The organism is Pelagicoccus enzymogenes (assembly GCF_014803405.1).
GTDB classification, from domain to species: domain Bacteria; phylum Verrucomicrobiota; class Verrucomicrobiia; order Opitutales; family Opitutaceae; genus Pelagicoccus; species Pelagicoccus enzymogenes.
Window position 1 is genome coordinate 55,899 of record NZ_JACYFG010000061.1, and the last position, 23,725, is coordinate 79,623.

At 56.9% G+C, this 23,725-nt stretch carries 15 protein-coding genes; 3 read left to right on the top strand and 12 right to left on the bottom strand.

From position 1 onward, the window contains the following. Positions 1-30: 30 nt before the first annotated feature. The 3 genes from IEN85_RS23195 to IEN85_RS23205 form a co-directional block, all read right to left on the bottom strand. Positions 31-1,785, bottom strand: coding sequence for a NirA family protein (locus IEN85_RS23195; RefSeq protein ID WP_191619507.1), 1,755 nt, complete (start codon positions 1,783-1,785; stop codon positions 31-33). Between the two features lie 545 nt (positions 1,786-2,330). Beyond that, entirely contained in the window at positions 2,331-4,559 is a 2,229-nt protein-coding gene (locus IEN85_RS23200) for a molybdopterin oxidoreductase family protein (protein ID WP_191619508.1), read from the bottom strand. Further along, the gene (locus IEN85_RS23205) at positions 4,556-6,139 is read right to left on the bottom strand and encodes a DmsC/YnfH family molybdoenzyme membrane anchor subunit (protein ID WP_191619509.1); all 1,584 of its coding nucleotides are present in this window, start codon (positions 6,137-6,139) and stop codon (positions 4,556-4,558) included. The genes IEN85_RS23200 and IEN85_RS23205 overlap by 4 nt, the downstream gene beginning before the upstream one ends. Positions 6,140-6,422: 283 nt before the next feature. On the opposite strand from IEN85_RS23205, the gene nirB reads away from it, so the two are divergent. Beyond that, the gene (nirB, locus tag IEN85_RS23210; protein WP_191619510.1) at positions 6,423-8,936 is read left to right on the top strand and encodes a nitrite reductase large subunit NirB; all 2,514 of its coding nucleotides are present in this window, start codon (positions 6,423-6,425) and stop codon (positions 8,934-8,936) included. A 42-nt stretch (positions 8,937-8,978) separates the two neighbouring features. Next, positions 8,979-9,329 carry a nitrite reductase small subunit NirD gene (nirD, locus tag IEN85_RS23215; RefSeq protein ID WP_191619511.1) on the top strand — a complete coding sequence of 117 codons (351 nt, stop codon included), beginning with the start codon at positions 8,979-8,981 and terminating at the stop codon, positions 9,327-9,329. Between the two features lie 76 nt (positions 9,330-9,405). Here nirD and IEN85_RS23220 read toward each other — a convergent pair whose 3' ends face one another. The 7 genes from IEN85_RS23220 to IEN85_RS23250 all read right to left on the bottom strand — a co-directional run bounded on the left by IEN85_RS23220 (position 9,406) and on the right by IEN85_RS23250 (position 19,590). Further along, on the bottom strand, positions 9,406-11,103 hold the full coding sequence (locus tag IEN85_RS23220; protein WP_191619512.1) for a bifunctional protein-serine/threonine kinase/phosphatase: 1,698 nt from the start codon (positions 11,101-11,103) through the stop codon (positions 9,406-9,408). Between the two features lie 264 nt (positions 11,104-11,367). Further along, entirely contained in the window at positions 11,368-12,837 is a 1,470-nt protein-coding gene (locus tag IEN85_RS23225; protein ID WP_191619513.1) for an MFS transporter, read from the bottom strand. A gap of 249 nt (positions 12,838-13,086) precedes the next feature. Next, entirely contained in the window at positions 13,087-13,905 is an 819-nt protein-coding gene (locus tag IEN85_RS23230) for an ABC transporter ATP-binding protein (RefSeq protein ID WP_191619514.1), read from the bottom strand. A 46-nt stretch (positions 13,906-13,951) separates the two neighbouring features. Then, on the bottom strand, positions 13,952-14,821 hold the full coding sequence (locus tag IEN85_RS23235; protein WP_191619515.1) for an ABC transporter ATP-binding protein: 870 nt from the start codon (positions 14,819-14,821) through the stop codon (positions 13,952-13,954). A 131-nt stretch (positions 14,822-14,952) separates the two neighbouring features. After that, a complete protein-coding gene (locus IEN85_RS23240; RefSeq protein WP_191619516.1) occupies positions 14,953-16,581 on the bottom strand; it encodes an ABC transporter permease in 1,629 nt (542 codons plus the stop codon). Between the two features lie 108 nt (positions 16,582-16,689). Beyond that, on the bottom strand, positions 16,690-18,036 hold the full coding sequence (locus IEN85_RS23245; protein ID WP_191619517.1) for a CmpA/NrtA family ABC transporter substrate-binding protein: 1,347 nt from the start codon (positions 18,034-18,036) through the stop codon (positions 16,690-16,692). 477 nt (positions 18,037-18,513) lie between these two features. Beyond that, entirely contained in the window at positions 18,514-19,590 is a 1,077-nt protein-coding gene (locus IEN85_RS23250) for an ABC transporter substrate-binding protein (protein WP_191619518.1), read from the bottom strand. A gap of 94 nt (positions 19,591-19,684) precedes the next feature. On the opposite strand from IEN85_RS23250, the gene IEN85_RS23255 reads away from it, so the two are divergent. Next, positions 19,685-20,596 (top strand): LysR family transcriptional regulator, encoded by a 912-nt coding sequence (locus tag IEN85_RS23255; protein ID WP_191619519.1) that lies wholly within the window; start codon positions 19,685-19,687, stop codon positions 20,594-20,596. A gap of 123 nt (positions 20,597-20,719) precedes the next feature. Here the strand turns inward: IEN85_RS23255 and IEN85_RS23260 are convergent, their stop codons facing one another. After that, on the bottom strand, positions 20,720-22,837 hold the full coding sequence (locus IEN85_RS23260; protein WP_191619520.1) for an outer membrane protein assembly factor BamB family protein: 2,118 nt from the start codon (positions 22,835-22,837) through the stop codon (positions 20,720-20,722). Positions 22,838-22,912: 75 nt separating this feature from the next. Beyond that, on the bottom strand, positions 22,913-23,719 hold the full coding sequence (locus IEN85_RS23265; RefSeq protein ID WP_191619521.1) for a MerR family transcriptional regulator: 807 nt from the start codon (positions 23,717-23,719) through the stop codon (positions 22,913-22,915). Between the last annotated feature and the right edge of the window lie 6 nt (positions 23,720-23,725).

The following is a 23,725-nucleotide window of genomic DNA, read 5'->3' on the forward strand; positions in this document are numbered from 1 at the left end:
TAAAATCTGCTTGTAGTTAGGGTACGAATACTAGTTTGCGACAGCGGCGAGCTCCTGTAGCTCCTCCACGCTGCGGCTGCTGGTGAACTGGACGAAGGTTTCGCCCTCCTTGCGCTCCGCCAAGTAACGCTTCATGATGGTGGCAACGAGTGGCTTCACTTCCGTAAAGGGCACGCTCTTGAATACTTCCTTGGCGATCGCTTGCTCGTTTTCCACGCCACCGCCGAGCACGATGCTGTAGCCTTCCACATTCTCGTCGCCGACCTTAACCTTCACGGACTGCATGCCGATGTCGCCGATGTAGTGCTGGGCGCAGGAATGCTGGCAACCGGTCATGTGAATGTTGATGGGCAAGTCCATCTCGACCTCCTTCTTGAGGTAGTCGCCGAGCTCCACTGCGTTCGACTTCGTATCCGCCGAAGCATACTTGCAGCCAAAATTGCCCGTGCAGGCGATCAAACCGCCCAGGATTGGATCCGCATCGCAGTCGAAGCCGACTTGCTTGATCTCTTCGATCGCCGTATCGATATCCTCGCTACGCACATGCGGGATGAGAAGATTTTGCCAAACCGTGAGACGAATCTCCCCCGTACCGTAACGGCGAGCGACCTTGGCGATGCCACGCATCTGCTCGGGCAACATCTTGCCGACCGGAATGCGCACGCCGATGTAGTTGAGTCCTTCCTGAGATTGCGGGTGCACTCCCAAGTGGCTGTGGCGGCGAACCGGACGCTTGTAGTCGCAGTCCTTGAGGTCCATGCGAACGAAATTGAAATCGAGCTTCTTCTCCGTCTCCTCGACGAACTTCTGGTCGCCCCAGTCGTCGATCAAATACTTGAGACGGGCCTTCTTGCGGTTGGTGCGGTCGCCGTTCTCGATGAACACGCGAATCATGGCAGCCGCTACCGCGAGGCACTGCTCCGCCTTGATGAGAATGCCGCAGTCCTTGGCGAACTGCTTGTGCCCGGTGATGCCCGCTAACTGCACGCGGAAGTAGACGCCTGGATCCACCGCTTGCCCCTCGCCTACTCGCACCGCGTAGAAAGCGATGTCGTTGGTATCGGCGCAGGCGCTCATGCGTCCGCCGCCGTCGAAGGAAATGTTGAACTTGCGCGGAAGACCGTAGAACTCTCGCGTATTCAAAATCAGGTGATGCATCGCCTTGGCGAGCGGCTGCACGTTAAAAATTTCGTCCGGGTCGATCCCGGCGGTGGCGGATGCCGTGATGTTGCGCAGGTTGTCCGCCCCGGCGCCGCGCGAGGTCAGGCCGATGTCGACTAGCTTGTCGAGTACCTTGACCGCATTGCGGGGTTGGATCTCGCGCAGCTGGAAATTCGCCCGCGTCGTCACGTGAGCGTAACCGCCCGCCCAATCTTCAGCCATCTCGGCCATGCCATCCATCTGGTGGGCCTGCATGATTCCACCCGCGATGCGGCAGCGCAGCATGAAGGCTTCCTGGGCGGGAGACACGTTGAAAAGTCCGTAGTACTTGATGCGGAACATATCCGCGCCTTCCGGCAATTTGTCTTCCGCAGCGTAGCGGCAAAGGTCCTCGTAAGAGTCGAGACCGTCCTTTTCAAACTTGAAACGCTCCTCCTTGCAAAGGTCCTCAACGGGCGTGCCGTAGACCGTTTCGACCGCAGCTCCTCCCGAGCTTGCGTCTCCCGTGTAACTGCCATCAGAGAGCTTGCCAAGAAAGGGAGTGAATCCGCGTTGGCCCGCACCCGCGAAAAATCCCGCGAGGTACTCCTTTTGCTCCAAACTAAAGGTTTGATTGTTGTTCATCGTCCGTTGGCGGATCCCTTGTCCGCAAGAGGGTTTTCGGGACTTTCGGGATCCGTTAATTGAGTTTCCCCCTCAATAGCAGCGGCGATGCCAACTTCATTTTCCCTCGTGGAGCCCCCGGCTTCCATCCCCGCTCAGCCTAACCAAAAAACGGGAAGAACCCACCGCAAGCCGCTATCATCAAGATACTTACAAGTTCCCGTAATCGTAATCCTCGAAACCATTAAACAAATTTTGGTCTATATTGATCGCGGCCCCCCGAAGCAGACGAAATCTGCCTGCTTGTTTTTGAATAGTCGTTTTTGATTTCAATACCCATATTCATGAATTCTTTTCATGTTTTCAAAAACAAGCAGCCTTCCCCAAGAAGCAAAAGCGGCAGGCCTAAAGCTCAATCCGCAGAGCCACCTCTTCGCGAGGGGCAAAGAACCTCCGGCGCCATCTTTCAATCTGCGACGAAAGCCTTAACACACCAACTCCTTCCGGCTACCCTGCCAGCAGCAAGAGAGCGAATAGAGAGAGCCAAGCGAAGCCTTAGCCGGGCCTTACTGAACAGCCGCTGAATCCGGCAAGCTCAGCCTTACCGCGCAATGCTTGTAAGAAGGTTGTCGCGAGTACGGATCGAAGTCCGGTTTGGTCAGGTAATTGGTCTCAGCGTAGTGCATCGACATGAACAGCTGCCCCGCCTGCACGGTCGGCGTGACAAATGCCTTCGCCTTCACTGTGCCTCGGCGAGAGCTAACCACGACGCAATCTCCGCTGCTCACTCCCAGCGCTTTGGCGTCATCAACATTGACCTCCACGTAAGCGTCTTTCGGATACAGTTTTCTCAAGACATCGGACTTCGAAGTACGCGTCTGAGTGTGCCACTGGGCAGAGGTTCCTCGTCCCGTCAGCAAAACGTACGGATAGTCAGAACAAACGGGTTCCGGCAGAGGCTTCGGATGGTCGAACACGAACTTCGCACGTCCGTTTTTCCGATAGAAGACTCCATCGGAGAACAGCGAACGATGCGTTTCCCCGTCCATCTTCTCAGACCGGTAGGGCCATTGGATTCCTCGCTTCTCGACAAGGAGATCATACCCATCGATCCCCGAAATATCGCAGGGGCGGCCTTCCGTGATTCGAGTCAGAATCTTGAAAACCGACTCGGGCGACCTCCAATCCTTAAACAGGTCGCTGCATCCCCAATAGTTGGCGAGGATGCGGAAAATATTGAAGTCGGACAAGGCCTGCCCCGGCGCCTTGTGAACCTTGCGGGTTCGACCGATGCGACGCTCCGAATTGATGAAGGTCCCCTCCTTTTCGCCCCAGCCAGCCGCCGGCAAAACCAAGTCGGCTAGCTGAGCGGTCTCCGTGCTGTGGTACATGTCTTGCACCACCAAGAACTCAAGCTTCTCGACCGCTTCGCGGAAGCGGCCTTGCCCGATCCATGAGTGCGCCGAATTCGTAGCGATGATCCAAAGGCCCTTGATCCTCCCATCTTCTACGCCCTGCACGATCTGGTCGTAGGCCCAGCAATTTTCGTTCGGAATTTTGGATACATCTATTTTCAGGATGCCAGCAACCTTCTCTCGATGCTCGTCCTGCAAGAAATCATGCCCCCCAAGCAGACTGCTCGTATTGGAGAAAAGGCGAGATCCCATGGCGTTGCATTGCCCCGTAATCGAGTTCGCTCCGGTGCCGGGGCGACCAATATTCCCGGTCATCAAGCAAATGTTGATGAGCGACTGAGCAAGCCGAACCCCTTCGTAACTCTGGTTCACCCCCATTGTCCACCAGATCGAAACACGCTTTCCCGCAGCGATACTTTCCACGAAACGCTCGATCTCCGCTATCGAAAGCCCGCTTTCCTCGGATACCTTCTCTAAAGTGTAGTCTTGAACGAACGTCTCGAACTCCTCGAAGCCTTCCGTGTGCTGCTCGACAAAGTCGCGCTTCACCTGCCCCCGCTCGATCAACTCGCGAGCGATGCCGTAGAACAGGGAAAGGTCCGACTTAGGCGCGATGGCGTAGTGCTGGGTGGCCGAATTGGCTGTCTCCGTACGACGCGGATCGACCACGATGATCTCCGGATTATGGGGGTTTCGCATAACTCGCTGCCACATGATCGGATGGGCGATACAGGGATTCGCTCCCACGAAAACGAGCACGTCCGAGTCCTCGAAATCCTGATACGAATAAGGAGGGGCGTCAAAACCGAAAGACTGCTTGTAGGCAGCCACTGCAGTTGCCATGCACTGGCGCGTATTCCCATCGCCATGACGAATCCCCATGCCGAATTTTCCAAGGGCGCCCAAGAAGGCGAATTCCTCGTTCGTAATTTGCCCCGTCCCAAGCCAAGCGAGGCTGTCCGGACCATGCTTTTGCTGGATCTCCTTGAACTTCGCGGCAAAGGTTGAAGCCGCCGTTTCCCAGCTGACAGCTTGCAGCTTCCCGCTCGCGTCCTTCAGCAAGGGCGTAGTCGCTCGGTCAGGAGCGTCCAGTACCCGCAAAGCTTCCCACCCCTTTGGGCAAGCCATACCAATATTTACCGGATACGAGGGATTGGCGCTCAGATTGACGCCCTCGCCATCCTTCAAGTGAACCCTGAGAGAACACCCTGTCGCGCAAAATCCACATACGCTATCAACCGTATTCGTCGGCTGGAGACGCCCCGGCACTTTCCCGAGACCGAAACCACCCGGATTCAAGACTAAATCCTGCGTGAGGGGACCGTTCCATTCCCTCAACAAACTGTTCTTCTTCGTACGTTCTGGAATCAGAGCATTCATCCGTTTAGACCTCCTGGCATCTTGGGAGCATTCACCGCCTTGAAGTAGAGCGCTCTCTCCGCAAGCTCGCCTAAGCAGACGAGCAAGAGAACAATCGAGCCAAGGACCACGCCCTCGTACCTCGTAGCCGCCATCGCCGCAACGCAGGACAAGGCCGCTATCGAAAGCCTCGCTTTCCACAAGGGATTCAAGACCGACTCCATCAAGCCCTGGCTCGACCGATTGTCGCCAAAGGATTTTGCCTCCACCACCAGCTTCAAGACGACCAGCCCCACAAAAGCCGACGCCATCGCCAGCGAAGCCCCTCCAGCAGCAAGCATGTAAAAAGCGCACGCCCCCAAAGCGACCGAGCCGTAGAATTTCGATAACGAATAAGGCAACTTCCAAAAGCTGCGCCTCGTATCCACATAAATGTACACAGAAGTGAATACGCCCACGAGCCCCAAAAGGGCAGTCGCAAACACGGCGCCTATCTGCAGGCTCTCCAGCCACGGAAACTCATCCAGGTAACCAAACCAGCCAGCCGCAACCGCTCCGATCGCCACACAGGAAACTCCCGAGCAGGCGCCCAAGATAACGGCTTCCCGACTGAGCCAAGAGCGACGAAATCCCAGAAACACACGCCATGCCTTCAGCGGTTGTCCCAAGTGCAGCGCGCTGCAAACCAGCCCCAAGTGAAACACCAACCACGCTCCCAAAAAGGAAGCGAAACCCAAATTGCCCTGCAAACTCCCAAGATCGAGCGCCGCAGAGACGAAGCCTCCGACCCCGAGCTGACTCAGAGCCAAGAGCCCGACCAAAGGCCAATGCGTATGCTGCACCCGCAAGACATGGGAGTCGCCCGCGACCATATTTTTCGGCAACCCCTTCTTGGATACATAACGCGTGGTCGGTTTCGTGTATCCAGGTTCTGGACTGTCCGGCAAAAAGCTGTCCGGATCTTGAGAGCGAGCGACTGCCTCCTCCTTCTCCACCGTTACGATCTTTATCGCCTCGTGCGGGCAGGCCTGCACGCAAGCGGGGGCCTCGCCCGAAGATAGGCGGGAGTGGCACATGTCGCACTTGCGCACGATCCCGCGTTTCGGACTGAACTTCGGCACGTCATACGGACATTTCAGCACGCAGTACTGGCAACCAATGCACTGGTCATCCAAGTGCAGCACGATTCCACTTACCTCGTCCTTTTCGTAAGCGTCGACCGGGCAACCAATCATGCAAGCGGGCTCTACACAGTGGTGGCAAGCGGTCGTCACCGTCTGCAACGCTGGCCCTCGCTCCCCTTCGCCCACGAGCATTCCGATGTCCCGCCAAGTCTCGTTCTCGTCGAGGCCGTTCAAGCTGTGGCAAGCCGTCACGCAGCCCTTGCAACCGGAACAACGATCGAGATCGACCTGAAAGGCGTACTGCTCGCCCGCTCGAGGAGCCGACAAGGGAATGAGGTCTCCGAATCTGCTCGCCTGCTCTGCAGCCGCCTCCTCGGCAGCCTCCGCGAAGCGCCCCATAGGCGTCTGCACCTGCCGCTGTTCCTCCAGCAACATGTCTATGAGGGTCTTATCTTTCAGCTCTATCAGTTCGCTCATCAAACAAATGTTCCGATTCGACCCCCTATCGAGCTGCCCACGCGCCAAACAGGAACAATGCTCCAATTAGTGCATTTCTTATTTTTAACACTTAATATGAATTGTTTTCATTCTTAAGAATTCCCCTCGGATTTCGGCTTTCGACGCCAAATCCGGAAGGAATTTCAGCGCTCAATTCTCCGCGCCGCAACGATCCGGCGCGGAATAGGCTCATTAAATTTATTACGCTTACTACCGCGCGTCTGTATTTTTATTCATTCTTAACTCGAGCCACTTTCATAATATGAGCAAAGAAAACGTCGTCGTCATCGGAAATGGCATGGTGGGCTGCAAATTCCTCGCCGCCATGCTGCAAAAGGACAGTGAGCAGCGATTCAATTTGATCACCTTCTGCGAGGAACCTCGCCCCGCCTACGACCGCGTTCACCTTTCCGAGTACTTCTCCGGCAAAACGGCCGAGGACCTCACGCTCCAGCCCATCGACTGGTACACCGACAACGGCATCACTATCCACCTCGAGGACAAAGCCGTCTCCATCGACCGCGAAGCCAAGCTCGTCCGCTCCGCCAAAGGCGTGGAGGTTTCCTACGACGTACTCGTGCTCGCCACCGGCTCCAGCCCCTTCGTGCCGCCCGTTCCGGGCATCGAAAAGGAAGGCGTCTTCGTCTACCGCACCATCGAAGACCTCGAAGGCATGATGGAGCACGCGAAGAGCGCCAGCAAGGCGGCCGTCATTGGCGGCGGACTGCTCGGCCTCGAAGCCGCCAAAGCCACCCAGGACCTCGGCCTCGAATCCCATGTCGTAGAATTCGCCCCCCGCCTCATGCCGCGCCAAATCGACGAAGCCGGCGGCGAAATCCTCAAGGACATCATCGAGTCCCGCGGACTCTCCGTCCACCTCAACAAGGCGACCACGGAAATCCTCGGCGACGGGAAGGTATTCGGCATGAGCTTCAAGGACGGATCCTCCCTCGAGGTCGACATGATCGTCGTCTCAGCCGGCATCCGTCCCCGCGACGAGCTCGCCCGCGACTGCGGTCTGGAAGTGGGCCCCCGTGGCGGCGTCGTAGTTGACGACAAACTACAGACCAACGACCCCAGCATCTTCGCTATCGGAGAAGTCGCCCTCTACAACAACTTCATCTACGGCCTCGTCGCCCCCGGCTACAACATGGCCGACATCGTCGCCACCCAAATCACCGGCGGCCAAGCGGAATTCCACGGGGCGGACATGTCCACCAAGCTCAAGCTCATCGGCACCGACGTCGCCAGCTTCGGCAACATCGAGCCCCAAGAGCCACACCGCAACATCGTTCTCACCGACCCCGTCAAGGGCACCTACAAGCGTCTGCTCACCAGCCAGGACGGCAAGCAGCTCATCGGCGGTATCCTCATCGGCGACGCCGACGCCTACGGCAACCTGCTGCAGATGACGCTCAACCAGATCGAGCTCCCGGAAGATCCGATCCAGCTCATCCTGCCCGCTGGCTCCGGAACCGCTCCCGCCTTCGGCCCCGCCGCCCTTCCCGACAGCGCCCAAATCTGCTCCTGCGAAAACGTGAGCAAGGGCGACATCTGCTCCGCCATCGAAAACGGAGCCACCACCCTGCCCGCCCTCAAGAGCTGCACCAAGGCCGGCACCGGCTGCGGCGGTTGCGTTCCGCTCGTCACCAACCTCCTCAACCACACCCTCAAGGAACTTGGACAAGAGGTGAACACCGACCTCTGCGAACACTTCAGCCACACCCGCCAAGGCCTCTACGAAATCGTACGCGCCACCGGTATCGACAATTTCGATACCCTGCTCGCCACGCACGGCAACGGCGGGCGCGGCTGCGAAATCTGCAAGCCCGCAGTCGGTTCCATCCTCGCTAGCGTGCACAACGACAAGGTCATCGCCCCCCGCAACCGCAAGCTGCAGGACAGCAACGACCGCTACTTAGCCAACATCCAGAAGGACGGCACCTACTCCGTCGTTCCACGCGTCCCGGGCGGCGAGATCACACCCGAAAAGCTCATCGTCATCGGCGAAGTCGCCAATGAGTACGGACTCTACACCAAGATCACCGGCGGCCAACGCATCGACCTCTTCGGAGCCAAGGTCAACGACCTGCCCGCCATCTGGAAGAAGCTCATCGACGCCGGCTTCGAAAGCGGGCACGCCTACGGAAAAGCCCTCCGCACCGTCAAGTCCTGCGTCGGCTCCACCTGGTGCCGCTTCGGAGTGCAAGACTCCACCAGCCTCGCCATCGAAGTCGAGAACCGCTACAAAGGCATCCGCGCCCCCCACAAGATCAAGTCCGCCGTCTCCGGCTGTACCCGCGAGTGCGCCGAAGCGCAAAGCAAGGACTTCGGCATCATCGCCACCGAAAAAGGCTGGAACCTCTACCTCGGCGGAAACGGCGGCATGAAGCCGCGCCACGCCGACCTCTTCGCGGCCGACCTCGACAAGGAAACCCTCATCAAATACATCGACCGCTACCTGATGTTCTACATCAAGACCGCCGACAAGCTCACCCGCACCAGCGTCTGGCTCGACTCGCTCGAAGGCGGCATCGAACACCTGCGCGAAGTCATCATCGAGGACTCGCTCGGCATCTGCGCCGAGCTCGACCAGCAGATGCAGCACCTCGTCGACACCTACCACTGCGAGTGGAAGGACGCCATCGAAGACCCAGAAAAGCTCAAGCGTTTCCGCCACTTCGGCAACACCGACGAGAGCGACCCCACCATCAAGCACATCCTCGAACGCGAGCAAATTCGCCCCGCCAACGAAGAAGAACTAGCCAAGGCGTAACCAAAAGTTCCTTACAATCTAAACCAAAAACACTTCTCAAAAATGCCCGACCCTACCTCCTCAAACCTTTGGACCGTAATCGGCGAACCCGAAGAGTTCACCTCCGACCTCGGAGTTTGCATCAAGATCGAAGAAGAACAAATCGCCGTATTCAAACTCTCCGGCGACAAGGAATGGTACGCCACCCAAAACCTTTGCCCGCACGACAAACGCATGGTGCTCAGCCGCGGCCTAACCGGCGACCTGAAAGGCGAACCCAAGATCACCTGCCCGCTGCACAAGCGATCCTTCTCCCTGAACACTGGCAAGTGCTTGACCGACAGCGAGACCAGCTGCCTCAAAACTTATCCAGTCAAAGAGGAAGACGGTAAGCTGCTAATCCAGTTTTCGTAATCGTCGCGGGAAGCGACCTTGTGTCGCGATCAATCGATTTCAATCGCGGCACAGAGCTGCTTCCCACAAGAAGCCCTCACCACAAAAACCAAACCAGCGTTGCCGCTTCCGCCAACAGCAACGCGCCTGCGACCAACTTCCAGAACAGCACCGGGTTGCGCTCGATAAACGGTCCAGCGTTTTCGGGCAAAAACTTGGGGTTAGGATGCTCCAAATCGTATTCGAACTCTGAGTACGACTCATAACGACGCTGAGGACTTATCGCCACCGCCTTGCGAAGCGCTCCGTCCAGCCACACCGGGACATGCGAATTAAATTTGGTGGCGGGATGATACTCCAGCACCGAGAAGTCGCGCACCGAGTGACACCGCTCGTACTTTTCCCCATAGGGAAGCTTGCCCGTCAACATCTCGTAGATGATCACGCCCAACGAAAAGAGGTCCGACTTACGGTTCGGCAGCTTCTCCAGGAAGTACTCAGGAGCGCTGTAGCCAAGCGTCCCCAAAGCATGATGCTGCCCTGCGAAGGGCGCATCGATTTCCTGCAGTCCAGCCACACGGGTAGAACCATAGTCGATAATGACAGCTCCCCGCGTTGGGTGGATGATAACGTTACTCGGCTTGAGGTCCTGATGCAGCATTTCCAGCCGATGCATGGCCCGCAATCCGTGCAGGATCTGGCGGGCGATAGAAGTCACTTGGCGTACATCAGGCTTCGGATTCGCCTTCATCCACTCCTCCAAGGATGGCCCCTCGATGTATTCGAGCACTGTGTACAGAAAATACTGGCCGCGGGGCGGAACATAAGCCCCCGCTAGATGCTCATTTTTTAGCTTCTTCCCGATCCAGCCTTCCATCACGAAACGCTCGATGTAGCCAGCATCGTCCTCGAAGTTTACCGAGGGCGTCTTGAGCACCACCAACTGTCCGGTCTCGATCTCTCGAGCAAGATAGGTCTGGCTTCGGCTCGTAGCTTGCAGCTCCTTTTCGATCTCGTAACCGTCGATCTTCATGCCCGGAGCCAAGTCAGGAGGAAACGGCAAACGCTGGAAGTTCCTCTGGTGCTCCCGCTTGCTGGCCGTTCCAACTCCCTGCACTTCGATGAGTATTGCCGAGCAGTTGTCGTTCCCCCCCGCCTCAATCGCCTTTTGGCAAAGCAATCGGCAGGCTTGGTCAAAATCCCCCTCCCTAGCCGCCAATACGACCTCCTTGAGCACGGAGTCCGTAATAAATCCATGGATACCGTCCGTTGTCAGTAGGTAACGGTCGCCTAATTCCAGCGGAAAACTTGCGGTCTCAATATCTAGCCCCGTATCCATTCCCATGGCACGGGCCAGCCCCGACCCGCCTTTTCCGAAACTAAATGAATGGTCACGCGTCAACTGCTCGAAGTCCGTCCCACGAATTCGATAAATTCGCGTGTCCCCGACATGAAAAAGATGAGCGCTCTGCCCCTTGAATACCAGCGAGGTCATGGTCGTCACATAACCGCGTCCATCGAGCGAGTTACTCTGGCCCAACCCGTAGAGCCAGCGGTTCAGCGACTGCAGCACCTTGCTGCCGCAAGTCGCCACGGTCCACGCCTCCGGAGCGTCGTAGTAGTCGCTGAGAAAGCCTTGCACGCAAATCTCCGCCGCCTGCTTACCGTACTCCGCGGCGCTCACCCCATCCGCAATGACGGCCGCCACTCCCTTGGTTCCAAGCTCCACCCCTTCTGGCACGCGCACCCCGAGGCAATCGTCATTTTGCTCGTTCGGCCCAGGATCGCTATGCATACCGGCTTCGATTTTCAGAGCTGATTGAATTTGAATAGAGGAATGAGGCATCGGGCGGAAGGGTACCTTAGGGCCAATGAAGGCCTCGAAAATGTGCGAGAGCGCTTGTCACGCGATAAGCTGCAGGATTGGGGCAATGCTTTCGCGTGACAAGCACGCTCCCACTTCAAGCAATGAAGTTAGAAAAGGCGACGGACGCCCCTCTCAGAAGCGCCCGTCGCTAAGTCAATAAACTAAACTACATACCTAAATTTTTGACGCCGCCTAGGCGACTTCGATCTTCTGCACCGTTCCGTCCTCCAGGACTTCCACCGTGTGCCCTTTCGGCTCCTCCAAGAAGAAGGAAGCGGCAAAGGCGATCACCGACGAGCAGCCGATTACGATGAAGAAGGTCGAGGCGTCTACGAAGCTGTAAATCGTCAGAAAGGTAACCGCGCCCACGTTCCCATAGGCCCCCACCATGCCAGCGATCTGACCGGAAAGACGACGCTTGACCAATGGAACGATCGCGAAGACCGCCCCCTCTCCCGACTGCACGAAGAAGGAGCAAAGCATGGTGGCGCCCACCGCCAGCAACAGAGGCCAGCTACTCGTAACGTTGCCCATGATGAAGTAGCCGACCGCAAGACCGCAGATAAAGATGAGCATCGTGGCGCGGCGTCCAAACTTATCGGATACAAGACCGCCAAACGGCCGCGCCAAAAGATTCATCAAGGCGAAACCTCCGCCGAACAGCCCCGCCATTTGCGGGCTCAGCCCGAAGGTATCCATGAAGAATCCAGGCAACATGGAAACGACCGCCAGCTCCGAACCGAAAGTGACGAAATAATTGATGTCCAAGATGGCGACCTGCTTGAACTTGTAGTGCTGCTGCTCGTCGACTCCGTGCTGCAACATCTCCTTGTTCACGTTGTAGATCGAGGTGACCTGCACGACGAACAAGGCCGCCAAGGCTGCATAGATCCCGTACGTCGCGCCTTGGCTAAGCAGCGCCACTCCTGTCGGAGAGAGCTTCCAAGCAAGCACCGCCAAACAAGCGTACATCGGGATCGTCATGCCGATGAGGAAATAAAAGTCACGCTTGGAAGTGACCTCCAGACCGCCCGACTTCTTCGGCTTGAAGTAGGTCGAACCTTTAGGCGTGTTGCGGGCCTTCCAGAAAAAGAACACTCCATAGCAGGCCGCGATCGCCCCGGTGGTCAAGACCGCGTAACGCCAGCCGTCAGGACCTCCGTAGAAGAGCATGAGCGTCGGCAAGGTCCAAGCCGCAGCCGCCGAACCAAAGTTGCCCCAGCCTCCGTAAATGCCTTCCGCCAGGCCCACTGTCTTGGCAGGAAACCACTCCCCGATCATGCGAATACCGATCACGAAGCCCGCCCCAATGAAGCCCATCAAAAGACGGGCGAAAGCCAGCATCTCATAGCTGCTCGCCATCGAGAAAAACAGGCACAAAACGCCAGCCATGATAAGCAGTCCGCTAAAGACATGGCGAGGGCCAAACTTGTCCACCAACATCCCGATCACGATGCGGGAAGGAATGGTCAGGGCCACGTTTAGGATCAACAGCGCCTTCCACTGGGCAGTCGTCAAGTCGAAGGACGACATGATGGCATCGCGCATCGGCGCGTGACTGAACCACATCACAAAAGTCAGGAAGAACGCGAACCAAGTGATGTGCAGCGTGAAGATCCGAGGGTCGGAAATCTTGAAGAGGTTAATTTTGCTTTGAGACATAGCTTGAGAGAGTGATGCCGCAATTCGCCAAAGCGGCCTGCGTCAATTCGATCAATCAGCTACGCCCATGCCAAAGCACCCTAGCGCTTAAATTAATCCGTTTCGATTTTTTAAAACAAAACCATAGTTTCGTTCATATTAAAATCCGCCTCCTCGCAAATGCCCGGCCAGGCAGCCTCAGAGAAGAAGGCCTGCCGTTGCCAACAACAAAGAAGGCAATGACTGAGCATTGCCTTCCGAGATTCTTTTTTAACCAACTTTCGCTTTCTTGCGGGCGATCTTTTCCTTCTCGCAGTCGTCGAGGAATTGCAGGAGGCGGCGACGGTACTCGTAGAAGTCTGCCGTTTCCATAATCTCCTCGCGGTCGCGCGGGCGTTCGAAATCGATTTCCATGACCTCGCCTACCTTGGCGCCAGGTCCGTTGGTCATCATGCAAATCCGGTCCGACATGTAGACGGCTTCGTCCGGGTCGTGGGTGATCATCATGGTCGTGATCTTCTCGAAATTGAGAATGTTTAGGATAACCTCCTGCAGCTCCATGCGGGTGAGCGAATCGAGGCGACCAAACGGTTCGTCCAGCAAGAGCATCTTCGGCCGCAAAGCAATGGCCCGCGCAATGCCTACCCGCTGCTGCATGCCGCCCGACATTTCCTTCGGGTACTTGTGCATGGAGTCCTTCAAGCCCACCGCGCACAGGGAGTACTCTACCATTTGCTGGCGTTCCGCCTTGGAGGCATCGGGGAAAACTTGTTTCACTCCCAGCATCACGTTGCCGAAACAGCTGAGCCAGGGCAGCAAGCACGGAGCTTGGAAAACCACCGCTCGGTCCGGCCCGGGCCCCGTCACCTCGCGACCAGCTACGATCACGCCGCCGGAAGTGATCGGGATAAGCCCTGCGACCATGTTGAGCACGGTGGACTTCCCGCAACCGGAGTGGCCGATCACGCTGACGAGCTCCCCTTGCTTCACCATCAAGTTGAATCCGTCCACCACCTTGATCGCTTCGCCAAAGGGATTCGGATAGGCCTTCACGACCTCAAAGAGTTCTACGTATCTATCTTCAATCATCTTTCTGTATCCTCGCTTTAATTACAGCTTCCTGAAGCAATGTGAGCTACCTCACCTTCACGGAGCGACGCGTAGGCGGCGTAAAATCGTGCGGAATGATATTCGGCATCTTGACCGAGGTATCCACCTTCAGATCCTTCGACTCCTTGTTCATGCCGACCATGAAACGAGTCACTGAATTCTTCAGCTTCATGAACTCGGGATTCTTGTTCAAGTTGGCCCGATCGCGCGGACGCTCCATAGTCACCGGAAACGGATCAGCCAAAGTCGCAGCGGGACCGATGGTTAGAGGAACGATGCGGTCCGCCATTAGCGTCGCCTCGTCAACGTCGTTAGTGATCATGACCACCGTACGCTTATCCTCCTCCCAAATGCGGATGATCTCATCCTGCAGCACAGCCCGCGTCAAGGCGTCCAAGGCGCTAAGCGGCTCGTCCAGCAGCAGGACTTCCGGCTGCATGGCTAGAGTACGGGCCAAAGAAACGCGCTGCCGCATGCCGCCCGAAAGCTCATGCGGGTTCTTTTCCAAGGCTGGCGTCAGGCTCACCATCTCCACGTAGCGCTCTACGTGCTCCTTCACTTGGGCCTTCGTGAACTTCGGAAACACCTGGCGCACCGCGAGCTCGATGTTCCCGAACACCGTAAGCCATGGCAACAGCGAGTAGTTCTGAAACATGATCCCCAGCCGCGGTCCTGGATTTTCCACTACCGATCCGTGCAAGCGAACCTGCCCCTTGTCTGGCTTCTGCAAGCCAGCGAGCAAGGACATGAGCGTGCTCTTGCCGCTTCCCGAAAATCCGATGATCGCCACAAACTCGTTTTCCTCGACCGAAAGATTGATGTCCTTCAGCACCTCCGTGCGGTTGGACGGCGGGCCGAAGCCGATCGAAACATTGTCCAATTCCAAATATGCCATACCTAGAGATCTCCTCCTCGTGGGAAGCGGCCTTGCGCCGCGATTTCGAACAGCAGGATCGCGACCCGAGGCCGCTTCCCGCATTCAGTTTCCTTACTTAAGAAGTCCATACCTTCTTGTATCCTTTTTCGTTATACAGAAGTTCCACGTCCATCGAAGGACACGAAGCGCTGCAGGATGATCATCATGCGATCGAGGAAGAATCCGATGATCCCGACCACGAAGCAGACCATGATGATGTTGGCGAAAGTGAGGGAAGATCCGTTCTGGTACTCGTCCCAAACGAACTTGCCCAAACCGTCCGAAGAGGAGAGCGCTTCCGCTGCGATCAAAACCATCCATCCGACACCGAGCGAGATGCGCAGGCCTGCGAAGACCAGCGGCAAGGCGGAAGGGATAACGATCTTGAAGAGGCGGCTCCAGAAGCCGAGGCGCAACACGCGGGCAACATTTACGTGGTCCTGGTCTATGGACGCCACGCCGAGGGCCGTGTTCACGAGAGCGGGCCAAACCGCGCACATCGCGACGGTACAGGCCGAGAAGATGAGCGCAGGATTAATCTCGAGAGAGGAGATGAGCGGCAGATTGTTGAGGAAGTTGAGCAAGACATGGTTTTCCGGATCCGGAAAAAACGCTCCGACCACAATTTGGAAAATCAGCAGCCAGACCACCGGCGACACCGGCTTAAAAACTGAAATGATCGGAGTCATGCAAGCCATGAAGATCTTGTTGAGACCGCACATGATTCCTACCGGGATCGCCACGAAGGCTGCCATGAAGAAGCCGACGAAAACCGTGAAAATCGAGCGTTTGGTCTGGTGGTAGATCGTAACAGCCGATGCGTACTCCTGACCTTCCAGACGAGCGACGCTTTCCTCTGCTCTCACAGCCCGCTTGGCGATCTTGAGAGCGTCCTTAGCCGAACCGGCGCTGGAGAGCTCAGCCATGTATTCGTTGAGCTCAGCCTGGGCCTCGTCGAGTTTCACGTACAGGTTGCGGTCGTCCAGGAACTCGAGGCGCGTCTTCATAAAGAACTGCTTGTCCGCCACGCTGTCGTACCGCTTGCGAGCAAGGTCAAGAGGCTTGTACTTCTGCGAGCGTATCTCGTCGATCTGGGCCTTGTATCCATTAAGGACATCGCGCTCCTTGTCGGACGCGATGCCGTCTTCGCGAATGGCCGCGATCAGGGCGGACGCTGGCTCATCGCCACTCGAAACCGCTTCCGAAATGCGCGCGATCTCCGCATCGCGAGCCTTCGCCGCATCCCTGTATTCAGATTTTAATGCATCATACTTCTCTTCAAGCGGCGCGATCAGCTTCTCTTCGCGAGCCTTCTTCTCAGCTTCCCGTTCGGCGACAAGAGCCTTGGCAGCCTCAACCTCCTCCGTCAGGACTGCATACTCCTTCGCAACTGCCTCCAGAGCCGCCTCGCGCTCCGCTCCCTTGAGCTGAAAATCGCTCTGCTTCACCTTCTCGCGATCCGCGATGGTATCATTGATCTGTACAGATTCCCAAACGACGTCCGGCGTCGGCACCTCGCCCGACTTCGTCTTGTGCCGCGGACCAATCCACGACCAAAACCAGACGCAGCTGAGCACAAAGATTGCAGGAATGACGAGATACTTGACGATGGCCGCGAACTGCTTTTGCGGTTCCTCGCCGAAGAACAAACGTATGACCGGGTCGAACGCGGTAAAGCCGCTCACGTCGAGCGCCTTGAGAATGCGATACTTGATTTTATCCTTTGTAGATTCAGCCATCTTAGAGAGAGTTTGAGAGTGCGACTTGCTGGTTCTAAAAGGAGGCGATCTCGCTACAGGTAATTGCTCGATCGCCTCCTAAACTAATTTGTCTACCTAAAACAAAAGCTAGTCCTTGTTTCCGATGGTGTGGGAGTTGAGGTAGCCGATTGGATCCTTAGGATCGAAAAGGATGCCGTCGATGAATTCGTCGGTGGCTGGCTTGTAGCCGTCAGTATCCCACGGAATGTCCTCCTCGGAGATATGGCCTTCCTCGAGCAGGTGCTTGGCCGCTTCAAGGTAAACCTCAGGAAGGTAAACTTCCTTGGCGACCTTATCGTACCACTCAGCAGGCTTCGGCTCAGTGATTTGGCCCCAACGGCGCATTTGAGTGAGGAACCAAACCCCGTCGCTGTACCATGGGTAGGTGCTGTGGTACTTGAAGAAGACGTTGAAGTCAGGCATTTCGCGCTTGTCGGTCTTCTGGAAGTAGAAGTAGCCGGTCATGGAGTTTTTGATCACGTCGAAGTCCGCTCCCACGTAGTTCGGCTGGGAAAGGATGCGAACCGCTTCCTCACGATTGATGAGCACGCCGTCGCTATCGGTTTCGTCGAGCCATTTTCCTGCACGTATCAAAGCTTTAACTACGGCGATATGAGTGTTCGGATTTTCCTTTGCCCACTTAGCGTTCACCCCGAAGACCTTCTCCGGATTGTTCTTCCAGATGTCGTAGTTGGTGGTGACCGGTACACCGATCCCCTTCGCTACAGCCTGCTGGTTCCACGGCTCACCCACGCAGTAGCCGCTGATATTGCCGCTCTCGAGGGTTGCCGGCATTTGCGGCGGAGGCGTAACGGAGAGCTCTACTTGAGCATTGGTGAAGCCTTTCTTGTCCTCGGAAGTGTAGAAGCCGGGATGGATACCAGCAGCTGCGAGCCAGTAGCGAATCTCGTAGTTGTGAGTGGATACAGGAAAAACCATTCCCATCTGCAGCTTCTCGCCTTCCTCCAACTTCTCTTCCACAATTGGCTTCAGCGAGTCAGCAGTGATCGGATGCGCTGGCGTATCCGTGTCGAGAGCAGGATCGTTTTCCTGCATGCCTTCCCAAATGGCGTTGGAAACAGTGATCCCGTTTCCGTTCAAATCCAAGGTATAAGCCGTGACGATGTGAGCCTCAGTACCGAAACCTATGGTGGCCGCGATCGGCTGGCCCGACAGCATATGAGCTCCGTCCAACTCGCCGTTGATAACGTTATCGAGCAGCTGCTTCCAGTTCGGCTGAGCAATCACCTCGACCTGCAAGCCTTCGTCCTCGAAAAACCCCTTTTCCTTGGCGATAACGATTGGGGCACAGTCCGTCAGCTTGATGAAACCGAACTTGAGTTCATCTTTTTCCAAATCGAGCATCTCGCCATTGAGCGAGGAAAGCGCCAGGGCGGCACTTGCGGTGGTTATCCATTTCTTTAGATCAGTCATTCTGGTTTTATCCCGGTAATTATGTGATTTAGGCTAATAAAGAGCGGTTCCCGTAGTTATGATTCCAATACACCTTCACGAACGCAGCGTGCGCAAAATCACTCAGAAACCTAATCCCCCTTTAAGCCTTGTGCGTGCCAAAGCACGCCATCCGCTCTAAACGAACGACTCACATGTTCCTCAAGAACCAGAAAAGAATCCTCACTAAACATTCAACTACAACAACTTACAACACACGACGCGAAGATAATAAATTATTAAGATTTTTTATCCCAACTCATTTCAATGAATTTCATTCATCTTAGGAATTATTTGATTCAATAAAGACGAAGCAAGTTTGAGCGACTGCCGTTTTTGGCCCTGAACCAATTTGAGCGCCTGTCTAAAATAGCTATAGAGGCGCGAACCATCCCCGGAAACAAATAGGCCCGCCTTGGAGGCGGGCCTGGATTGATCACGCAAAAATGGAACGTGCGGCTAGCAAGGCAGAGCCATGGCTGCCTCGTACAAGTCGGGTCGCAACACCGTTTTCGCCTTTTCCAGCTGCACCGCTGCTGCAGCATCCGCGCAGGAACGGCCGAGACGCTCCAGCACCCACTCCGTATCCGCATCCGTTGGCCGAGCTGAATCCCCGTAGTGGAAGCGCAGAAAGCCCGGACGATGCTCGACCCTGCCGAGTCCGTAGTTGAAAGATGGCGACAAGCATAGGTCCAATATCTCAGGAGGGCAGTTCACCCGCTTCTTGTCGCTCAGAAGCTCAGCGATACGGCTGCGCTCCGTCGGATCTTCACAAATAGAGCACGCTTCTACGATCGCCGCTATCAATGCCGCATTCTCTTCGCGATGCTCCTGGGCGTAGTCTTCTCGCACCATCAAAACCTTTTCGGGATGCCCTGGACTCAGATCTTCGGAATTAACTGGCGACCAACCAATCTTGTCCTTGATGGCCCGGCTCGCCCAAGGCTCGCCTACGCAAAAGCCGTCAATCGTCCCTGCCGCAAGGTTGCGGCACATCTGAGCTGGCGGCAAAGTGACCAACTCCACATCGGAGTCAGGATTGATGTTCGCGGCCGCAAGCCATTCCCTCAAGTGGAAGTTGTGGGGCGAGCACGCGTAGACCGTGGCAAACTTGTATTTGCGAAAGGCCTTCCGGTTCTCCACGTCGAGCTTGAGCGTTTCCTTGTTCTTGACGCCGCGGTGCCGCAGCTCCTCGGAGAGGACCACCGCGTTTCCTCCACGGCTAATCACCATGCCGGCGACGCACGGAATCGGAGCAGAGCCCAAGCCCAAGGTCGAGACAAAGGGTAAGGTAGAAAGGGCGTGCGCCGCCTCCAACTCGCCAAAAAGCACCTTCTCGCGAATGGTCGCCCAACCGACTTCCCGGCTCAAAACCACGTCCAAGCCCTTGCTCTCGAAGAGGCCGTAGTGAGAGGCAACCAACAGCGGAGCAGCGTCCACCAAACCGATATATCCAAGGCGGATCGCCGTTCTACGCTTACCTACCAATCTGGGCGCAACAACTGCTTCAGAACCCTTTTTCTCAAATTCGTCCATTGGAAAAGGGGACAGCCACCTTCGCGCCAAAGTGGTCTTATCGCTTGAAATCCAAATTATTTTTATATAGCCCCACTTAACTTTAAAATTTTTCATGCGAGAAGACATAATAGACAGCCGCCAACTCCTTGCTTTCAAGACACTCGCCGAGACGGGTAGCTTCACTTTAGCTGCAAAACAGCTCAATCTTACGCAATCCGCGGTGAGCCATTCCATCAAGGCGCTCGAAGATGATCTCGGCTGTCCACTTATCAATCGGTTGGGGCGCAAGATTCACCTCACGGAGGCGGGCGACATCTTTCTCGCCGCCGCGGACCGGATCCACCAGCGCATGCAAAGCGTGCGGGGCGAGCTCGAAGCCCTCAGTCGCTGGGGAGCCGGGCGCCTGCGCATCGGAGCCGGCACGACCGCTTGCCAATACATCCTACCCACCGTCATCCGCGAGTTCCGCCAGACCTTCCCCGATTGCCAGCTCTCGATCTCGCCGAACAACGCCAAGGAGCTCATGGACGAGCTGCGGGGAAACGAGATCGACCTCGCCCTCACCCTTTCTCCTCAGTCGAGCGACGATATCGACAGCCAATCCGTCTTCGAAGACAACCTGCAGTTCGCCGTGGCCCCCTCCCATCCATGGGCCAGCCGAAAGGTCGCGCCCGGAGCTGAGATCGACGAGCAGACCTTCGTCACCTACAGCAAGGGAAGCATGACCTTCGAATCCATCCGCCGCCACTTCCGCACCGAGGGACACTCCTTTAGTAAAGTGATCGAACTCGGCTCCATGGAGGCGATCAAGGAGTTGGTCAAAATCGGCATCGGCGTCGGAATCATCGCTCCCTGGGTCGCCCAGAAGGAAATCGCCGAAGGCAGCATCCACCTCCTATCTCCCAGCCGCAAGCAGCTGAAGCGCACCTGGGGCGTTTGTTACCTGAAAGGCCGCCGCCTCTCCTTGATGGAGGAAACCTTCATCGGCCTCTGCGAAAGCGTCTGCGACTGCCTCGAGCAGTAGAAGGTGAAACGGGTGGGCCGGCCGCTCCGCGTAAGGTGGGCCGGCCGCTCCGCGGGCGGCAGGCAGGAAGCGGCCTTGTCGAAGACACTGAGCCAGCTGAACGTGCGCCGCGATTCCCCCTCCCTAGTCCCCCAAGGCGAAGGCCACGTAATAATTCCCTCGGGGCGTTCCCATCTTACCGCCGCCGCAGGCCACTGCCACGTACTGGCGTCCGTCGACCTCATAAACTGCCGGCGTCGCGTAGGCTCCTGCTGGCAGCTTGTATTTCCAAAGCTCCTCTCCCGTCGCCGCATCGAAAGCCCGGAAGAACCCGTCCTTGCTGGCACCGATGAACAACAAGCCGCCCGCCGTCACAACTGGCCCTCCATAGTTTTCCGTACCCGTCGGCTGGATACCCTGCGACATGAGTTCCTCGAACTCGCCCAATGTCGTTTTCCAGACGAATTCCCCCGTGTTCATATCGATGGCGTTGAGCGTGCCCCAAGGCGGCTTTACCGCAGGATATCCCTTGGAGTCCAGCCAACGTCGGTATCCAGTGTGCGTCCAAGGTCGCGAAACGATCCCCTCCGACTTCGCTTGCTTGTCCGCATGGCGATCCCCACCGTCTCGACTCACGAGAAAGTCGACCAATGCATTCAGGTCCCTCTTCTCGAAAAAGCCAAAGGGAGGCATCACTCCCTTCCCTTGAGTGATGAGTTCCAGAATTCCCTCTCGCGTCATGCGATCCTGGATACCCGTTAGGGCCGGCACATTCTGAGCCAAGCTTCCCTCACGTTCCGCTCCATGGCAACCGGCGCAATTCTGCATGAAGATGCGCTGCCCCTCGCTCTCCGCCGCCGTGGCATCGACCATGGTCAAAACCCAGGGCATCTCGTTGCTGTTGACATAGAGAACGCCATTGGGGTCTACCGCAGCGCCGCCCCACTCCCCGCCTCCGTCGAAGCCGGGAAAGATGATCGTGCCTTCCTTGCTGGGTGGCATAAAGGGCATATGCGGACGCAAGGTCACGAATCGGTCCATCACCTCCCGCTGCGACTCCGGCGAGATGTCCGTAATCTGGTCCGCCGAAAACTGCTGCCGGGCAAAGGGCGCGGGCTTCAAAGGAAGAGGCTGAGTAGGCCAAGCCTGCTCGCCACGCAAATCGGACCAAGGCACCGGAACTTCCTCAATCGGAAACAGCGGCTCGCCTGTCACCCTGTTGAAGAGAAAGACGTGGCCCGACTTCGTAATTTGAGCCACTGCCGGAATCGCCTCCCCATCCCGATGAACCGTCAGCAAATTGGGCGGAGCCGGCAGATCCCGGTCCCAGATGTCGTGTCGCACGAATTGGTAATGCCAGATCCGCTTTCCCGTCGCCGCATCCAGAGCGATCAAGCAATTGGCAAACAGGTTTTGCCCCAAGCGGTCCCCTCCCCAGAAGTCAAAAGCCGCCGAGCCCGTCGGACAATAGAGAATCCCTCGCTCCACATCCACGCTCATGCCAGCCCAAACATTCGCTCCGCCCACGCTCTCGTAAGCCTCCGGTGGCCACGTTTCGAAACCGAACTCGCCAGGCTGCGGGATCGTGTTGAAACGCCAAACCAGCTCGCCCGTACGGACGTTGTAAGCGCGGATCGGGCCGGGCGCCGCTGGAGCCGGCCCCTCCCCCAAACGCATCGGCATCACAATCAAATCCCCGTAGACGACTCCCGGCGTATTCGCCATCACCTGCAAGCCCTCCGCATCCCGCCCGAGATCGGCCTTCAGGTCAACTCGACCCGCCTCGCCGAACGACTCGATCCGTTTACCCGTCTTCGGGTCTACCGCAATCAGGAACCGGCTTACGCCAAACAGAATCCGCGACTCGTCCCCACTTTCCCAATACACTAGGCCTCGATTAACCCCGCGCCCCTCGCTAACGCTCAACCCGTCGTAGGGATCGAGCTTCCAAAGCAAGTCTCCCGTGCCCGCGTCCAGCGCGATCAAGTCGATGTTCGCATCCGTACCGTACAGCACCCCATCAACCACCAAAGGATTGCACTGGATCTCGGAATACCCCCTGTCCCCCTTCGCCCCCTGGTCCCCATCCCATATCCAAGCGGGCTCGAGCCGCGTCACGTTATCCGTCGTGATCTCGGACAACTCGGAGAACTGGCTGGAAGACCGATCTCCTAGGTAGGCGCTCCAATCTCGAGAGCTCGTCGCCAAGCAAAGAGCTGGCCCCAAGCAGGCCAGCAAGGAAAGGGGGATAAAACGGGGCATAGAGGAAGCCTCCAACAAAAAAGCCTCCTGATCAATCCTCTAGCTCAGTTGCCTAGCGCTATCAAATTAACGCCCCTAGCCCACGAGAAACTGAATCTCCGTCAGGTATTTTTGAGGATTTCCGCGCAAGATCATCCCTGGCCCCTTGTGGTACACTTCTCGCGAGGGACACAGGACCTTCAAGTCTCGCTTCTTAACTTCTTCGAAAAGCCTAGCGTAGCTCTCGTACAAACGCTCGTAGGGACCGCGATGCATTACGGTCAAGGCCCGTCCCCCCGTCAAGTTGCGACAATGCAACCGCTCATGCTCCACCTGCTTCTTCACCTCGAAGCAGGGTTCGAAATTGGCGTCTTCCTCCCTGTATTCGCCATCGAAATACAGGCACATAGGCTTTCCCACCATCTGCCTCCCCGCCCGACGTCCCAAAACGCGAAAGCCTTGCCCAGCGTCCGAGTAGCGTCCGCAAAGCCGATACCCTGCCACCAACAGGTCCGGAATCTCCTTTTCGATGACCTCCTCACCTGACGCTCCATGAGCGGATTGAGCAAATTTGCCGCTCACCACGAGCTCGATATCGGCAATCGAGTCCTGGAATCGCTTCACCCGTTTCTCCAGATCGCGACGCTTCGCCCGCAAACGATCCAGCAAATCCCCGTCCTCCTCGCAACTCTCCAGCACCTCTTTAATTTCCGACAAGGAGAACCCGAGGTCCTTCAGGTTCGCTATCACCCGAGCCTCCCCCACCTGGTCCCGGGAGTAGTACCTGTATCCAGATTCAGGATCAACGAAGTCGGGCCGCAACAAACCTTTCTCGTGATAGAGCCGCAAGGCCTTGACCGAAGCCCGCGTAATCTGGGAAAACTCGCCGATCGAATACTTCATCGAGTC

What these genes read in the sequence shown, in the direction of transcription:
- nirD (WP_191619511.1), top strand. Translation starts at nt 8,979, where the DNA reads ATGCCCGACCCTACCTCCTCAAACCTTTGGACCGTAATCGGCGAACCC.
- IEN85_RS23200 (WP_191619508.1), bottom strand. Translation starts at nt 4,559, where the DNA reads ATGAATGCTCTGATTCCAGAACGTACGAAGAAGAACAGTTTGTTGAGG.
- IEN85_RS23235 (WP_191619515.1), bottom strand. Translation starts at nt 14,821, where the DNA reads ATGGCATATTTGGAATTGGACAATGTTTCGATCGGCTTCGGCCCGCCG.
- IEN85_RS23265 (WP_191619521.1), bottom strand. Translation starts at nt 23,719, where the DNA reads ATGAAGTATTCGATCGGCGAGTTTTCCCAGATTACGCGGGCTTCGGTC.
- IEN85_RS23220 (WP_191619512.1), bottom strand. Translation starts at nt 11,103, where the DNA reads ATGCATAGCGATCCTGGGCCGAACGAGCAAAATGACGATTGCCTCGGG.
- IEN85_RS23255 (WP_191619519.1), top strand. Translation starts at nt 19,685, where the DNA reads ATGCGAGAAGACATAATAGACAGCCGCCAACTCCTTGCTTTCAAGACA.
- IEN85_RS23230 (WP_191619514.1), bottom strand. Translation starts at nt 13,905, where the DNA reads ATGATTGAAGATAGATACGTAGAACTCTTTGAGGTCGTGAAGGCCTAT.
- IEN85_RS23260 (WP_191619520.1), bottom strand. Translation starts at nt 22,837, where the DNA reads ATGCCCCGTTTTATCCCCCTTTCCTTGCTGGCCTGCTTGGGGCCAGCT.
- IEN85_RS23250 (WP_191619518.1), bottom strand. Translation starts at nt 19,590, where the DNA reads ATGGACGAATTTGAGAAAAAGGGTTCTGAAGCAGTTGTTGCGCCCAGA.
- IEN85_RS23225 (WP_191619513.1), bottom strand. Translation starts at nt 12,837, where the DNA reads ATGTCTCAAAGCAAAATTAACCTCTTCAAGATTTCCGACCCTCGGATC.
- IEN85_RS23195 (WP_191619507.1), bottom strand. Translation starts at nt 1,785, where the DNA reads ATGAACAACAATCAAACCTTTAGTTTGGAGCAAAAGGAGTACCTCGCG.
- IEN85_RS23245 (WP_191619517.1), bottom strand. Translation starts at nt 18,036, where the DNA reads ATGACTGATCTAAAGAAATGGATAACCACCGCAAGTGCCGCCCTGGCG.
- nirB (WP_191619510.1), top strand. Translation starts at nt 6,423, where the DNA reads ATGAGCAAAGAAAACGTCGTCGTCATCGGAAATGGCATGGTGGGCTGC.
- IEN85_RS23240 (WP_191619516.1), bottom strand. Translation starts at nt 16,581, where the DNA reads ATGGCTGAATCTACAAAGGATAAAATCAAGTATCGCATTCTCAAGGCG.
- IEN85_RS23205 (WP_191619509.1), bottom strand. Translation starts at nt 6,139, where the DNA reads ATGAGCGAACTGATAGAGCTGAAAGATAAGACCCTCATAGACATGTTG.